Here is a 15,574-nt window from a genome sequence, read left to right on the forward strand (position 1 = left end):
GATACCGTTGCGGTGTCACGCCTTTCGTTTGTCGGCCGGTTCGGCCGCTGTCACTGCACCGGCGGCAGCTCCACGCCCCGGCGGACGGGCGGCCCGATGGTGACGATGCTGTCGACGATGAATTTCGTAAAGCCCCGCCAGGGCAGCGCTCCGAAATACTCCTTATAGTGCAGTTCGAGCGTCCGGCCCCCTTGGAGCATCAGTTCCCGCGCAAGCGCAGGGTCTTCGACCGAGAACTCGAATTCGTAGGACTGGATCGATCCCGCCTCCTTGGAGCGGATGCCGGTCTGGATGAGTTTGCCTTCGTACGTCTTGAAAAGGACTCCCTTGTAGACGACATAGTTCAACTCACCGCTCTTGACCCCTTCGCCGAAGACGAAGAAGAAGCGGAAATAGAAGAATACGGTCAATGCGATGACGGCCAGTACCGTCAGAAGTCCCAAATGTTTTTTCATAGTTCCGATCGTTCGCCCGCCGCACGGCAGGCAATCCCGCCGCAAAGATAGTGCAATTTGCAATTAAAATGAAGCGCCGGAAATTAAACTCTCTTCCGCTCGGCTGCGTGGGGCGGCGGCTTTCCGGCCGAAAGCCCGTTACCGGTTTTTGAGCAGCCACTCGGCGATCTGCACGGCGTTGAGCGCCGCACCCTTGCGTATCTGGTCGCTCACGCACCAGAACGCCAGTCCGTTGGGGTTGGTCACGTCGCGGCGGATACGCCCCACGTAGACGGGGTCTTTGCCGGCGATGAAGAGCGGCATCGGGTAGACCTTCTGCGCCGGATCGTCCATCACGACGATCCCCTCGGCCGCTTCGAACGCCGCGCGCGCCTCGTCGGGCGAGACGGGACGCTCCGTTTCGAGCCAGATGCTTTCGCTGTGGGCACGCATCACGGGTACGCGCACGCAGGTGGCCGACACCTCGATGTCGGAGTGCATGATCTTGCGCGTCTCGTGGTACATCTTCATCTCCTCCTTGGTGTAGTCGTTGTCGGTGAAGACGTCGATATGGGGGATGACGTTGTAGGCCAGCTGGTAGGCGAACTTCTCGACCTTCGGCTCACGGCCTTCGGCCAGGTCGGCGTATTGCCGTTCGAGTTCGGCCATCGCCTGCGCCCCTGCGCCGCTGGCCGACTGGTAAGTGGCCACGTGCACGCGGCGGATGTGCGACACGCGCTCGATGGCCTGCAACGCCACCACCATCTGAATGGTGGTGCAGTTGGGGTTGGCGATGATGCGGCGCGGAGCGTCGAGCGCGTCGCGTCCGTTGACTTCGGGCACGACCAGCGGTACGTCGGGCTCCATGCGGAAGGCGCTCGAATTGTCGATCATCAGCGTTCCGTGGCGGGTGATCGTCTCGGCGAATTCGCGCGACGTGCCCGCTCCGGCCGACGTGAGGGCTATGTCCACGCCGCGGAAGTCGTCGTTGTGTCGCAGCAGCTTGACGGTGACGGGTTTCCCGCGGAACATATAGGTTTGTCCGGCGCTGCGTTCCGATCCGAACAGCAGCAGTTCGTCCACCGGCAGGGGACGCTCTTCGAGAATGCGCAGGAACTCCTGACCTACGGCGCCGCTCGCGCCGACGATTGCGATTTTCATGGTCGATCTTCTTTAAGTGTGGTTGAACGCTTCGGGAGTCAAAAGGATGCCTCCCGCAGCAAAAGTAAGAAAATCCGCGCGATTTTCCGCCGTCCGCCGGATTTTTCGGCCCGCTGCGGCGGAAAACGGGCGTCTCAGAGCAGCAGTTCGTAGTCGACGACGTCCAGCCAGCGGCCGAATTTACGCCCCACCTGTTCGAAATGCGACACGCGGCGGAATCCGATGGATTCGAAGAGCCGGCGGCTCGGGTCGTTGTCCGCGGTGATGCAGGCGACCAGCGCATGGCACTCCGTCGTGCGGCATTCGGCGACGAGCCGCTCGACGAGCCGCCGGCCGATGCCGAGTCCCGTACTGTCGGGGGCGACATAGACGGTCACCTCCTGCGTGTGCCGGTAGGCTGCACGTTCCTTCCAGTCGTGAGTATAGCCGAATCCGACGATCGCTCTCTCCCGTTCGCAGACGAGGCGGGCGGTTGCGCTCTCCAACCGCGACCGCATCTGTTCGGCATCGAGCGGTTCGGTCTCGAAACTGGCCGTGCTGTGCAGCACGTAGTGATTGTAGAGTGCTGCGACAGCTGCGGCGTCTTCGGGTTTCGGGGCGCGGATTGTCATGCTGCGGAATGTTGTCCGGGGCGGGATCAGTCGAAGAATCCCTCTTCCTCCTCCGTGTACTGTGACTGCTGCATCTCCTCCTCGCAGTCGTACTCCGTCACGCGGTCGGGGCGGCGGAACCGGTCCTGCTTGGAGATGCCGAGCGCCGGATTCTTGTAGACGGTCGAGAAGAATTCTCCCACGATCGGCAGGGCCATGATGCTGCCCTCGCCGCCGTAGGTCGGGTGTACCGACTGGTCTTCGCCGCCGACCCATGCACCCGCCACCAGCTTTGGGGCCACGCACATGAACCACGCGTCGCGGTTGCGCTGCGAGGTGCCGGTCTTGCCGCCCAGCTGTGCGTCGCCCAGATCGAACTGCCATTTCAGCCGGCCGGCCGTTCCGTTCGTCACGACGCTTTGCAGCATCGTGAGCATCGTGTAGGCCGTGCGCTCCGATACGGCGTCCTGCGATTCGGGAATGAAGGTGGCGATCAGGTTGCCCTGCCGGTCTTCGATGCGCGTCACGAAGATCGGGTCGGTATGCACGCCGCCGTTGGCGAAGGTCGAGTAGGCGCTCACCATCTCGAAGACGCTCGATTCGGAGGTGCCCAGACAGAGCGCGTAGACCGGATCGATGAACGAGCGGATGCCCATGTTGTGGATGAAGTCGGCCACCGCCTCGGGCTGTTTGGCCTGCTTCATGATCCACGCCGAGTAGTTGTTTCGGCTGCGCGCCAACCCCCATTTCAGGGGGTGCATTTCGCCGTCGTAGACCACCTTGCTCGCCTCTTTGGGCGACCACGGCGTGCCGTTGCTCGTATCGATCGTCACCGGCAGGTTGGGCACCGGCGTGCAGGGCGTCAAACCGAGGTGGTCGATGGCGAATGTATAGACGAAGGGTTTGATCGTCGAGCCGATCTGCCGCTTGCCCTGCTTGGCCATGTCGTATTTGAAATAGCGGAAGTTGGGGCCGCCGACGTAGGCCTTGACGCGGCCCGTCTGCGGTTCAATGGCGACGAATCCGGCGCGCATGATGCGTTTGTGGTGGAGGATCGAGTCGCGCGGCGAGAGGATCGTGTCGCGTTCGCCGCGGTAGGTGAAGACCCGCGTGGGGCAGGGCGTGCGGAAGATGCGGTCGATCTCGGCCTCGCTGCGCCCCTCCTCTTTGAGGGCGCGGTAGCGGTCGGAGTAGCGCATCGCCTGCCGCACGATCTTCTCGCGTTCTTCGGCCGACGTGTTCTGGAAGAGCACCTTGGTCGAACGGTACTGGGCGTCCATCTTGGGCTGGATGACCGTGCGCAATTGTTTGAGCATCGCCTCCTCGGCGTACTGCTGCATCGTGGAGTTGATCGTGGTATAGATTTTCAGCCCGTCCTTGTAGATGTTGTAGGGCGTGCCGTCGGCCTTCGTGTTCTTGTGGCACCAGCCGTAGATCGGGTTGTTCTCGTACTCCTTGACGGCCTGCTCGTAATCCCATTCGGTGTAGAAGTTGCGGCGCTTGGGGGGCCGGGCGTTCATCACCTGCCGCAGCATCTCGCGGAAGTAGGTCGCCTGCCCGTCGTTGTGCGAGACGGGGCGGTAGTTGAGCGTAATGGGCAGCGCCGAGAGCGAGTCGCGCTCGGCGTGCGTGATGGCGCCCGCTTCGGCCATGCGCGCGAGCACGAGGTTGCGACGGGCCATGGCGTTGTCGTAGTTGCGCACCGGCGAGTAGCGCGTCGGTGCGTTGACCACGCCTACGAGCACGGCGGCCTCCTGCAAGTTGAGCTGGTCGGGCGTTTTGTTGAAGAAGGTGTGCGCCGCCGACTTGATGCCGTAGGCGTTCGATCCGTACTCCACGATGTTGAGGTACATCGCGGCGATCTCCTCCTTGGTGTAGTTGTATTCGAGTTTGAGCGCCGTGATCCACTCCTTGAATTTCGCCAGCACGAGCTTGCCTTTGCGCAGCAGCGCGCTCTGGCGGCGTACCGTGTCGCGCGGGAAGAGGTTCTTGGCCAGCTGCTGCGTGATGGTCGATCCTCCGCCTGCCGAACGGTTCTGCAAGAGGATCGTCTTCACCCCTACGCGGATGAGCGACGGGATGTCGATGCCCGAATGCGAGTCGAAGCGGGCGTCCTCGGTGGCGATGAGCGCCGCGACGATCGGCGGCACTTCGCGGCCGTTGATCGAGGTGCGGGTCACCGAGTCCGAGGCGAACAGCTCCTCGTACTGCACGTAGGAACGGTTCTGCACGAAGAAGGTTCCCAGCACCTTGCCGTCCTCGGAGTAGATTTCCGTGGCGATGTTGCTGCGCGGGTTCTCCAACTCTTCGAACGAGGGCATGCGCCCGAAGGCTCCCAGCGCCGTCAGGGTAAGCATCGCGGCCAGCAGTACGAAGGGTGTGAGGGCCGCATACCACAGCCATTTCACATAGTTGGGGGCAGGTGCGCCCTGCGTCTTCTTTTTCACGTTGCGTCAGCGGTTTTTGTCGAGTGACAAAGGTACGAATTTTTTGATTTATTCAACGGCGTCGATTTTCATTGCGCCGTTTTCATCGACTATTTTCACGATTCGGCGCCCTTCCGTACCCATGTCGACGAAGTCCACCCGGTAGCGTCCGTCGCCCAGCGAGGCTACCTCTCTTATCTCCGACACGTCGTCCGGCCCGTCCTGCGCACCGGTGCGGAATAGCCATACCGCATACCCTTCGCCGTCGTAGCCGTAATCGGCCCGCAGTTTTCGGAGCAGACGCTGCGTACAGCATTTTTCCAGAATCGGGCCGCACGCGGCATTCCCGAAGACGCAGTTCATATAGAAATGCCGGATGAAGCGTTCGGCTTCGTTCGCGGCGGGGGCGGTCGTTTGCGGCGTTTCGCCGGCCGGCAGGTTCCGTGCCGACAGGGGCGGCAGGGCGCTGCCGGCACAGAGCGCGAATAGCAGCGGGAGGATTCTTTTCATGTCCGGTTCGGTTTCGGTTCGGTTTCGGTTCGGTTAGAACGGCAGTCCCAGCGAGGCCGACCACCACAGACCGCCCTTGCTCGGCGCGTAGAACGACAGCCGCAGCGTCGAGGTGGCCGACGCGGGCTGGCGGAAAACGTTGAAGTCGACGTAGAGGTCGCCGCCGAAGGAGTGGATGCGCCGCGTCTCGGTACGTCCTTTCCGGTAGTCGAAGGCGTCGAACTGCCCGTAGTCGGCGCCGAGGTTCAGCCGGATGCGCTTGAAGTAGAGCACCGAGGGGATGCCCCCTTCGGGATACCACACGGGCAGCTGGTAGTCGAGCGACGCGGCGAAGTAGTTGCGGCTGTTGATGTCGTTCGAGTCGAAGCCGCGCGGGATCAGCCGCGCCGACTTGTAGGAAAGGAACGACTCGCCCGCCGGGTTTTTGAACCCGCCGATCGAGGTCTGGTAGGTGGCGGCCGCCGTCAGCGAGTTGTGCGGCGCGAAGCCCGGCGTGTAGAGCTTGCCGTAGACCGAGATAAGGTCGCTGAAATGGTCGTTGGTGGGGTTGAGCGCATAGGAAGCGCTCAGCACGTAGCCGCGCGGTGTTATGAAGTCGCGGTGGGCGAGCTGCACGGAGTTCGAATAGCCGATGCCGAAGGTGAGCTTGTGCAGCCCTTCGCGGTAGCCGATGTGCTGGAGATTGGTGAAGCTGTGCGTCGCCTCGTCGTAGGTGAGTTTCCCGACGTTGGCCACCAGCCCGTTCGAAAAGTTCCATGCGGCCGAGAGGCTCAGCATGCGGGTGCGGTAACCTGCGGCGAAGACCAGCGGCAGCGTGGCGCCCGCCGAGAGCGAGTAGTATTTGTCCGGGATAGGCTGCGGCTGGGCCTGTCCCGCCGCATAGATCACCTGATTGCCGCCGTAGGTGCCGGCTGCTTCCAGTTCGACGCCCAGCCCGTTGTAACGCAGGCTGCCCTTGACGACCGACCCTTCGGCGTGGTTCCACGCATAGGCGAGGTAGCTCTCGGCCGACGAGAGGAGGTTTTGCGAGACGAGCGTCACGCCCAACTGCACGTCGATGTCGTGTTCGTCGATGATCTTGAAGGGGTTGACGGCCACGGGCATCCAGCTGTGCACCTTGAACAGGTGCAGCGGCCGCGAGTAGCGGCGCGCGCGGTGGCGTGCGGCCGACGAGACGGAGTCGGCCGCCGTGAAACGCACCGTGTCGAGATTCGCCACGGGCCATTTGCGGCGCGGCGGATTGACGACGTTGCGCGGCAGGCGCGACGGCCGCACGGGGCGTAGCGTGTCGATCGGCTGCCGTGCGGCGTGGTAGCCTTCGGCGTCGTAGGTGGTCATCAGCACGTTGCCCTCGCCGTCGGCCGACGGCGAGAACGAGCCGTAGGTCGAGGTCGAGAGCCGGTACTGGCGCCCCGTGGCCAGGTCGTAGCAATGCACCTCGTCGTAGCCCGAAGCGATCGATCCGAAATAGAGCCGCCCGTCGCGGGCCGTGAGGTCGCTCAGCGTGATGTAGGCCCCTTCGGTCAGATGAGTGGCCGTCCCGTCGGGTTCGATGCGGCCGAGCCACATGCCCGAATCGTCGGTGGCCAGGAAGTAGAGCCGCGCGGTGCGGTCGTCCCACGCCAGTCCGTGCAGTTCGGTCTGCGCCGGAGCCTCCCAGTGTTGCACACCCGCCTCGCCCGTGACGGCGAAACGCCCGTCGGGCGAGTATTCGACCCATGCCAGCCCGCGGTCGGTCGGCGTGGGGTAGAGCGCATGGCGCCGCCCGCGCACGGCTTTGGGCTTGCCGCGGTCGAGATCCATGTAGCAGAGCTGCGAGTTGACCCGCTGCTCGAAGAGCGTCGAACGCCGGTACTCCGTCCACCAGACCCGCCCGTCGGCGTAGGCCGGCCGCGTGGAGACGCTGCCCGTGTAGGCCACGGCGCGTTCGCGTCCCGACTCCGTGTCGATCGTAACGAAGCGCGTCGGGCGGTCGTAGTCGGTTTTGAGCGCGAGGACCCGCTGCGCGTCGACGGCCAGCGGAAAGGCGTAGGTCGTGTAGCTCTCCACCGGCTCCGCCGAGAGATAGCGCGACGAATTGCGCCGGGCGGGCAGGGCGTTCCAGTAGTAGTTCAGCCCGTCGAACGTCTCGGCGAAGAGCGTACCCACGTCGGTGCGATAGAATTTTTTCAGCGCGATCGAGGTGGTGAAGATCATGTAGGGGTTGCGGGCCCCGTACCACGCTACCTTGTCCCAGATGTTCTCGCGGTAGCGCGTGTCGGCGTAGGCAGCGATCTGGTAGCCCAGGTGGTAGTGATCGGGCACGTTGGTGCGGTACGAGCCGCAGAACCAGCGGTCGATGTTGCGGCGGCTGCGCACGGCGTCGCCGAGGGCGCGGTACTCCATGGTGAACGACGGTTGCAGCGCACGGCCGAACGACGACATCTGCGTCTCCATCTGCACGGCGTCGCCTTCGATGAGCCAGATGGGCAGCAGCAGCAGCCCCACGGTCGAACCCTGCTGTCCGAGCACGTAGCTCAATCCCTTGATGACGCCGCGGTTGAGGTTGTTGTACTGCACGGCGTGGCGGTATTCGTGCGCCACGAGCTGCTTGTACCACGGCATCGAGTAGCTGTCGATCGCGGGCGAGGTGAGGAACTCCACGCGCTTGGGCAGCCACATCACCAGCCCGTTCGAGCGGAAGTTCTCGGGGTGCATGACGAACGGGATTTTCAACGGCCCGTGGCGGAATCCGTAGCCGATCGAGGGCCGCGCGGCTTCGATGAAATGGAGCGTGCGCCGTGCGATCGCGCCGGCCGTGTCGGGGAAGATGACCTGCACGTCGGGGGTGCGGATCGTCCGCCAGCGCAGCGAGGCGGCGTCGGCCCCCCAGCTGTAATATTGCGCCCGCGCGACGGTCGCGGCGAGCAGCAGCGCTGCCACGAGCAGCGTATGTCGGATGGTGCGTGTCAACAGGTTTGTTTTTAAGTGGTTGTCCCGATTCGCCTTGCGGGGCTGCGGTCTGCGTCATGCGGACGAAGCGAATCTCCGTCGCCGGAGGTTGCGGGTGGTGCGATCCGGCGGATCGCACGGATTTTAGCCGGTGCGGTTCGGTTCGGGCCGGTCGTCTGGTTTGCGATCCGTGTCATCCTCCCGCCTTCTTGCAGCCGTAGCCCGCACGCAGCAGGATCTCGACGATGCGGTCGCGGTGGTCGCCCTGGACGATGATCTCGCCCTCCTTGACCGACCCGCCGACGCCGCAGCGCTGTTTGAGCATCCGCCCCAGCGCCTCCAAGTCGGCCGCCGTGCCGCGGAATCCCCGCACGAGCGTCACCACCCTGCCGGCACGCTGCTTGCGGTCGAGCCATACGCGCAGCGTCTGTTTGTCGGGCGGCAGGGTTTCTGGCTCTTCCACCTCGTCGGTGGTGTATCGGAAGTCGGGATCGGTCGAATAGACCATTCCCAACCGCGATTTCCAATCGTTAGCGTCGTGCTGTTTCATGTCGTTGAATTTCATTCGTCCATTTTTCGCCTCGGCATAGCTCGGACACCCGTTCGGCTCTGCACTCGGCTTAACGAAATGGTTGGATTTCTTTCTTCCATTTCTCGCCTCGGCATAGCCCGAACTTCGTTCGGCTCTGCATTCGGCTTAACGAAATGGTTCGTTTTCAACAGTCGTTTTCTCGCCATGGCATAGCTCGCGCAAGCGCGGCTCTGCCCATTTGGCTTAGCGAAAACGTTCGTTTTCGTCGGTTCGTTTCCGTTGTTCGGGGCGTGTCGTCGCGCCAGCCGCGCATAGCCGCTTCGCGGACTTCGACAATCCCTCCCCTCTGTCCCCTTCCTTTGAAAAGGGCGGGGCTTTTTCGGTGTCGGATTCGTTCGTTTTCGTCGGTTCGTTTCCGCGGTTCGGGGCGTGTCATCGTCGTCCGCCGCGGGGCCCGTTCTTCCGCAGGCGGGATTCGCCGCCCTCCGGCCTTCCCTTCTCCGGTTTTGTCGGAAACGGTCGCGGGTTTGTCCTCTATCTCCGATCCGAACGTCTTTTCGGGCGGTTTTGTTTTGTGCAAAAGTAATAAAATATTATCTTTGGCCACAGTATGAGCCGAAAATTCGTTGATAAGCTGGGGCGGCTGAATCCGTTCGGTTCCCGGTGCAAAGAGTTGCCGAAGGCACTGCCCGTCCATTCGTCGCAACGGTTGGTGCGGGTGTTCGTCGAGGGGTACGAGGACGTCGCCTTCTGGCGGGGCGTCTTCGACCGCTTCACCAACCCCTATCTGCGTTTCGAAATCTCCGTTCCTTCGCGCGAAGACCTGCCCAAGGGCAAGAAGGTGCTGCTCGGAATGATTCCGCAGGCGTCGGACGAACTGTTGCTGTGCGTCGATTCCGATTTCGACTACCTGTTTCATAACTCGACGGAGCAGTCGCGCGAACTGCTCTCTTGCGACCGCATGTTCCACACCTACGCCTACGCCACGGAGAATTACCTCTGCTATGCGCCGTCGCTGCACAACGTCTGCGTGCGCGCCACGAAGAACGATACGCGCATCTTCGACTTCGAGCGGTTCATGGCCGACTACTCGCGCATCATCTATCCGCTCTTTCTGTGGTACGCCTACTCGGCGCAGCAGGAGTCGGAACACATCTTCACGCTGGCCGATTTCCGTGCGTCGGTGCGGCTCAACTTCCTCGAAATCGAACACAACGGGCTGCGGACGCTGGCGTGGCTGCGCCGCAACGTCGCACGCCGAGATCAGGCGTTGCGCGAACGCCATGCCGAGATGATCGAACCGAAACGCGCTTTCGCCGAAAAACTCTTCCGGCGGGGCGTGACGCCGGAGAACACCTATCTTTTCATGCACGGCCACACGCTCATGGACAATGTGGTGATCGTGCTGCTGAACACCGTCTGCGAGAAGTTGCGCGAACTGTCGATCGCCAAGATCACGGCCTCTTCGAAAAAGGGGGTGGCGCTCAAAAACGAGATGTCCAACTACACCAATTCGCTGCGATCGATCCGCGACGTGCTGCTCGACAACGAAAACTATACCGATTGCTTCCTGTTCCGCCGTTTGCAGTGCGACATCGAGCGGTATCTGCTGAGCGTATTGGGCGAGAAACGAATGCGCGAAGTCTTCGGCGACGCGATGATCGTCCGCCCCTGACGTGCGGATCGTTCCCGGCGGTCGTGACGGTCGTGCGGAGGGTTATGCTCAGGGGGCCGTCTGTTGCCGGCCGCCTTTGCAGCGGCAGCCCGTCAGGTGGTCGTTCACGAACCCCGTGGCCTGCAAGAAGGCGTAGCAGATCGTCGATCCGAAGAATTTGAATCCTCTCTTTTTCATGTCCCGGCTCATTGCGTCCGATTCGGGCGAGGTGGCGGGAATCTGGCTCAGGCTCTTGAAATCGTTGACGATCGGCTGCCGGCCGGGAAAGAAGGAGAGCACGTATTCGTAGAAGCTGCCGAACTCTTTCTGAATTGCCCTGAATAGCTTGGCATTGTTGATTGCAGCGGTGATTTTCAATTGGTTGCGGACGATTCCGTCGAATCGCATCAGCCGGTCGACCTCTTCCGGCGTCATCTGCTCCACCCGCTCCGGGTCGAAACGGTGGAAGGCCTTGCGGTATCCTTCGCGTTTGCGGAGAATCGTGATCCAGGACAGTCCCGCCTGCGCGCTTTCGAGCACCAGAAACTCGAACAGGATCCGGTCGTCGTCGACGGGTTTGCCCCACTCTTCGTCGTGGTACTTGACGTAGAGTTCGTCCGTACCGGCCCAGCCGCAGCGGGCGTTTATCAGATCGTTCATCGTAATTTTTTTCTATTCTGAAACCTATGCAAGTCGCCGTTTGTTACAGCAGCGGTGCGAAGAGCCGTGCGATGCGGTCGCCCAGCCGGTAGCGCACCGAGCGGCGCCGCCACGCTTCGGGATCGATCGGAGTGCACGAGGCGAGGTCTTCGTCGAAGCGCCGGATCGCCTGCCGCACCGTCGCGGAATCGAGCAGCAGCGCCGTCGCCTCGGTGTTGTATTCCAGACTTCGGTAGTCGAAGTTGGCCGTGCCGACCGAGGCGACGCGCTCGTCGGCAATGAGCCGTTTGGCGTGGAGAAATCCGCCGCGGAAGCGGAAGATCTCGACTCCCGCGCCGAGCAGTTCACCCAGATAGGCGTCCGTGGCGCGGCGGGCGAGCCACACGTCGCTGCGTGCGGGCAGCATCACCAGCACGCGGCACCCGCGCCGCACGGCGCGCAGCAACGCTTCGTAGAGCGCGGGCGGCGGCAGGAAATAGGGCGACGAGATGCGCAGCGTGTGCCGCGCCTCCTCGATGAGCTGCGCGAAGAGATCGGTCAGCGTCGTGCGCGAACGGTCTTCGCGCGTCCATGCGATTTGGAGCGGGGAGCAGGGCAGATCGTCCGCCGGCGCGGCCGCGTAAAGTCCCTCCGACAACGGTTCGCCGCCTTCCAGCGCCCAGTCGGCCGCGAAGAGCCGTTGCAGGTCGTCGACGGCTTCGCCCTCGATGCGCAGGTGTTCGTCGCGCCAGCGCCCCAGCGCGTCGCCGTCGAGGTAGCGTTCGGCGATGTTGATGCCGCCCACGAATCCCGTGCGGCCGTCGATGACGGCGATCTTGGAGTGGTTGCGCCGGTTGGCGCGCGGCGAGAACCACGGGAACCGCAGCGGCGCGTAGGCGCGCACCTCGATTCCTGCGCCGCGGAGCCGCCTCACGAACCGTTCGGAAAGTTTCCACGAACCGATGGCGTCGTAAAGCAGCCGTACCTCCACGCCGGCACGCGCCTTGCGGACGAGGATGTCGGCGATGGCGTGGCCGATGCGGTCGTCGGCGAAGATGTAGTAGGAGAGATGGATGTAGCGGCGGGCACCCTGCAAGGCGGAGATCAGCGCGGCGAAGGCTTCGCCGCCGTCGTGGAGCTGTTCCACGCGGTTGCGGTAGCGGACGCGCGTCGAACAGCCGTACCACAGCATCCGCTCGATGCCGGCCGCCGGCCGGCTGTCGGTGGGCGGCACGTCCCGCACGGGTTTGCGGTATCCCGCCAGCAGGTAGAACAGGCTGCCGCCGATCGGCAGGAGCACGATGGCCAGCAGCCATGCGATCGCTACCACGGGCGTCTGCTTCTGCCGCAGTACGGCTGCCGCCGAGGGGATTGCCAGCAAGAGATATGCGGTGAGGAAAAGATACATGATCAGGGTCGGTTTTTGGTTCGCGGCATACTCTGTGCCAAAAAAAATATTTGGAAATTAAGAAATTACTTTTTATCTTTGTGTAGAAAACAGGCTATATGGGGTTCTGATCGCAAGATTGGAATTCTTATTTTTTTGTTGTATTGAAAAACTTTAAAAGGGAGATATTTATTATGGCAAAGGAGATTATTTATCTGACGGCTGAGGGTTACAAAAAACTCAAAGACGATCTCGACCACATGAGGTCGGTCGAGCGTCCGGCGATCTCGGCAGCCATTGCCGAAGCGCGCGACAAGGGCGATTTGTCGGAGAACGCGGAGTACGACGCTGCCCGCGAAGCGCAGGGGCTGCTCGAAATGCGGATCGCCAAACTGGAAGAGACGATCGCCAACGCGCGTGTCATCGACGAATCGAAGATCGACAAGAGCAAGGTGCAGATTCTCTCGCGGGTGACGCTGTTGAACCATACCAACGGGAAGCAGATGTGCTACACGATCGTATCGGAAAACGAAGCGAACCTGCGCGAGGGCAAACTCGCCATCGGTACGCCCATTGCCAAGGCGCTTCTGGGCAAGAAGAAGGGCGATCGGGTGGACGTGGAGGTTCCCGCCGGTACGATCCACTTCGAGATTCTGGATATTTCGATCTGACGCTGCGGTTTTCCCGCCTTCTGCGGGGCCGTCCTTCGGGGCGGCCCCGTCGTTTTTGCGGCACGGGGAGGCGGCGGCGTGCGGCCGGCCGCAGAGCGTGCTGCGTCGGGTGCGGCGGACGGGCGATGCGGGGAGTGCCCTCTCCGCGGCGAAAGGCCCCGTAGCTCCGATACCGCGGACGCCGGGTCTTCGGCGCTCTGCGCGGGATTGCCCGACGGCCGGCGCTCTCCGCACCGCACGGAGGCGCGGAGGCTGGACGGGTACGAGGGTCGGCGTTGTTGTCATCGTTCGATTCGAATAGTTGTCCGGCCGTGTGCCGGTGCGTTAACCTTGTTGCGTTGCGACGGGCAGCCTGCCGGATCCGCTGCCTGTGGAAACGCAGCGGCGGCCCGTTACAGGTTGCGTTCGACGAAGGAGATCATCCGCCGGCGGATCTGCCGCGTGTAGTCGGGCTGCATCGAGTGGTTCTGGTCGGGGTAGATCATCAGATCGAACTCCTTGCCTGCGTCGGTCAGTGCGCGGATCATCTCCGCCGAGTTCTGGAAATGGACGTTGTCGTCGGCCGTGCCGTGGATCAGCAGCAGCCGCGTGCGGTCGTCGCGCAGCAGCGGCGCCAGCATGAGCGGTGCGTTTTCGTTGTATCCTGCGGGATTCTCCTGCGGCAGGCCGTTGTAGAGCTCGCTGTAAATCGTGTCGTAGTAACGCCACGAGGTGACGGGCGCCACGGCGACGGCCGCCTTGAACAGCCCGTCGCCCTTGCAGGCGCACGAGAGAGCCATGAAGCCGCCGTACGACCAGCCGTAGATGCCGATGCGCTCGGCGTCGATCCACGGCTGCGCGGCCATGTAGCGTGCCGTCGACAGCTGGTCTTCGACTTCGAGACGCCCCAGCTGGCCGTAGGTGCTCTTCTTGAACGCCTCGCCGCGGTAGCCCGTGCCGCGGCCGTCGGTAGCCACTACCACGTAGCCCCGCTGTGCCAGCACGTCTTCCCAGTCGAGTTTCCAGCGGTTCTGCACCGTCTGCGAGCCGGGCCCCGAATACTGCGTCAGCAGGCAGGGGTAGCGGCGTGCGGGATCGAACCCTGCGGGGCGGACGATGTAGCCGCCCAGCGTGTCGCCGCGTTCGGTCGTGAAGGTGAAGAACTCCTTGCGCGGCAGACGGATGCTGTCGGCCAGACGGCGCAGGGCGGCGTTGTCGGCCACGGTGCGCACGGTGCGTCCCCGGGCGTCGCAGATCTCCACCCGCCCCGGATCGTCGGCCGACGAGAAGGTCGAGATGTAGTAGCGCATTCCGGCGCTCGGAGCGATCGTATGGAACCCCTTGTCGGGCGTGAGCAGGCGTTTGTGCCGTCCCTTGTAGTCGACGGCGTAGAGGTTGCGTTCGAGCGGCGACCGCTCGGTCGAGGTGTAGTAGACCGCGCGGTCGTCGGCTCCGACGATGCCGGTCACCTCCCAGCGCCCTTCGGTGAGCGCCCGCAGCGGTTCGCCGGGCTCGCCGAGGTAGAGGTGCATCCAGCCCGTCGCCGTCTCCTGCATAATGAGGAAGCGGCGTCCGCCGTCGATCCAGCGGAACGAACGGTCGGTTTCGTGGGCCACATAGCGGGGCGAACGCTCGCGGTAGATCGTCTGCTGCTCCGCCTGCGGCGCCGTGAGCGCGTCGGCCGCCAGTCGGCGGAAGACGATCTGCTGCTGACGGCGGTCGCGGGTCTCGTACCACAACTCCCCGCGCGGCGTCCAGCCGATGCGGGGAATGTATTGCGTGGTGTCGGCGCCGGTGTCGACCTTCGTCGTGCGGCCCGTTTCGAGGTCGAAGACGTGGAGCGTCACCACCGAATTGGCGTCGCCCGCCTTGGGGTATTTGAAGTCGTAGGCGCGGTTGTAGAGCGCGCCGTCGTAGCGCATCATCTCGAAGAGCGGCACGCGCGACTCGTCGAAACGCAGGTAGGCGATGCGCCGCGAGTCGGGCGAGACGGCGAAGGCGCGCGTGAAGCCGAACTCCTCCTCGTAGACCCAGTCGGTCGTGCCGTTGATCGTCTCGTTCCAGCGGCCGTCGCGGGTGATCTGCCGCGTGCCCTGCCGTTCGATATTGTAGACATACAGGTTGTTGCGGCTCGAAAAGACGATGTTGCGGCCGTCGGGCGTGAAGACGGCGTCGCGCGGGGAGGGGATGCCGAGCAGAATCTCGCGCAGGCGCCGGCCGTCGTAGTAGAGGTAGTGCGTGGTGAACGAGTGGCGATAGATCGGTTCGGCGCCGTCGGCCACGAGCACTCCGCCGTCCGGAGCGATCGCATAGTCGGCTATGTCGAGCCTGCGGCTGCCGGCGTCGCACCACGTGCCGGTGGCGCGGTCGAGCGAATCGAGGGCCACGGCGCCCTCCTCCGCGGCTGCGGGCAGCAAGGCCGTGCCCGCGTCGTCGACGGCATAGCGGTGGCGGAAGATGTTGCCGTCGCGGATCGTGGTGTAGTGTTCGCCGTCGGCCGTGGGGCGGATGCCCGCCAACTGTGCCGGACGGAAGCGTCCGTCGGCGATGTCGTCGTAGTCGAACGCCTGTGCAGCGGCCGTCGAGCAGGCCAGCAGCGCAAGGAAAAGGGTCGGTAATTTCGATATTCGCATGTCGTATTCTCTTTTTTTGTTCGGCGT

The 15,574-nt window shown here is 63.4% G+C and carries 12 protein-coding genes; 2 read left to right on the forward strand and 10 right to left on the reverse strand.

Annotated elements, in window-relative coordinates:
* Positions 1–50: 50 nt before the first annotated feature.
* The 7 genes from FMF02_RS08365 to FMF02_RS08395 all read right to left on the reverse strand — a co-directional run bounded on the left by FMF02_RS08365 (position 51) and on the right by FMF02_RS08395 (position 8,617).
* Positions 51–455 carry a hypothetical protein gene (locus FMF02_RS08365; protein WP_026074856.1) on the reverse strand — a complete coding sequence of 135 codons (405 nt, stop codon included), beginning with the start codon at positions 453–455 and terminating at the stop codon, positions 51–53.
* A 138-nt stretch (positions 456–593) separates the two neighbouring features.
* Positions 594–1,595 carry an aspartate-semialdehyde dehydrogenase gene (locus tag FMF02_RS08370; RefSeq protein ID WP_019130220.1) on the reverse strand — a complete coding sequence of 334 codons (1,002 nt, stop codon included), beginning with the start codon at positions 1,593–1,595 and terminating at the stop codon, positions 594–596.
* A gap of 134 nt (positions 1,596–1,729) precedes the next feature.
* On the reverse strand, positions 1,730–2,206 hold the full coding sequence (locus FMF02_RS08375) for a GNAT family N-acetyltransferase (RefSeq protein ID WP_141412818.1): 477 nt from the start codon (positions 2,204–2,206) through the stop codon (positions 1,730–1,732).
* 26 nt (positions 2,207–2,232) lie between these two features.
* On the reverse strand, positions 2,233–4,632 hold the full coding sequence (locus tag FMF02_RS08380) for a transglycosylase domain-containing protein (RefSeq protein WP_019130218.1): 2,400 nt from the start codon (positions 4,630–4,632) through the stop codon (positions 2,233–2,235).
* A 48-nt stretch (positions 4,633–4,680) separates the two neighbouring features.
* Positions 4,681–5,121: a hypothetical protein gene (locus tag FMF02_RS08385; protein WP_141412820.1), complete on the reverse strand. Its 441-nt coding sequence runs from the start codon at positions 5,119–5,121 to the stop codon at positions 4,681–4,683.
* A gap of 33 nt (positions 5,122–5,154) precedes the next feature.
* On the reverse strand, positions 5,155–8,073 hold the full coding sequence (locus tag FMF02_RS08390; protein ID WP_244611551.1) for a DUF2268 domain-containing putative Zn-dependent protease: 2,919 nt from the start codon (positions 8,071–8,073) through the stop codon (positions 5,155–5,157).
* A 172-nt stretch (positions 8,074–8,245) separates the two neighbouring features.
* Positions 8,246–8,617, reverse strand: a complete 372-nt coding sequence (locus FMF02_RS08395; RefSeq protein ID WP_019130215.1) for a translation initiation factor — start codon at positions 8,615–8,617, stop codon at positions 8,246–8,248.
* A gap of 577 nt (positions 8,618–9,194) precedes the next feature.
* On the opposite strand from FMF02_RS08395, the gene FMF02_RS08400 reads away from it, so the two are divergent.
* Complete coding sequence (locus tag FMF02_RS08400; RefSeq protein WP_019130214.1) at positions 9,195–10,259, forward strand: DUF4435 domain-containing protein; 1,065 nt, start codon at positions 9,195–9,197, stop codon at positions 10,257–10,259.
* Between the two features lie 48 nt (positions 10,260–10,307).
* On the opposite strand, the gene FMF02_RS08405 is transcribed toward FMF02_RS08400, so the two are convergent.
* Positions 10,308–10,898, reverse strand: a complete 591-nt coding sequence (locus FMF02_RS08405; RefSeq protein ID WP_141412822.1) for a DNA-3-methyladenine glycosylase I — start codon at positions 10,896–10,898, stop codon at positions 10,308–10,310.
* 43 nt (positions 10,899–10,941) lie between these two features.
* On the reverse strand, positions 10,942–12,285 hold the full coding sequence (cls, locus tag FMF02_RS08410; protein WP_141412824.1) for a cardiolipin synthase: 1,344 nt from the start codon (positions 12,283–12,285) through the stop codon (positions 10,942–10,944).
* Positions 12,286–12,458: 173 nt separating this feature from the next.
* Between cls and greA the strand changes: the two genes are divergently transcribed.
* Positions 12,459–12,935, forward strand: coding sequence for a transcription elongation factor GreA (gene greA / locus FMF02_RS08415; RefSeq protein WP_019130211.1), 477 nt, complete (start codon positions 12,459–12,461; stop codon positions 12,933–12,935).
* Positions 12,936–13,327: 392 nt separating this feature from the next.
* Here greA and FMF02_RS08420 read toward each other — a convergent pair whose 3' ends face one another.
* A complete protein-coding gene (locus FMF02_RS08420; protein ID WP_141412826.1) occupies positions 13,328–15,547 on the reverse strand; it encodes a S9 family peptidase in 2,220 nt (739 codons plus the stop codon).
* Positions 15,548–15,574: the final 27 nt, after the last annotated feature.

The organism is Alistipes communis (assembly GCF_006542665.1).
GTDB lineage: Bacteria > Bacteroidota > Bacteroidia > Bacteroidales > Rikenellaceae > Alistipes > Alistipes communis.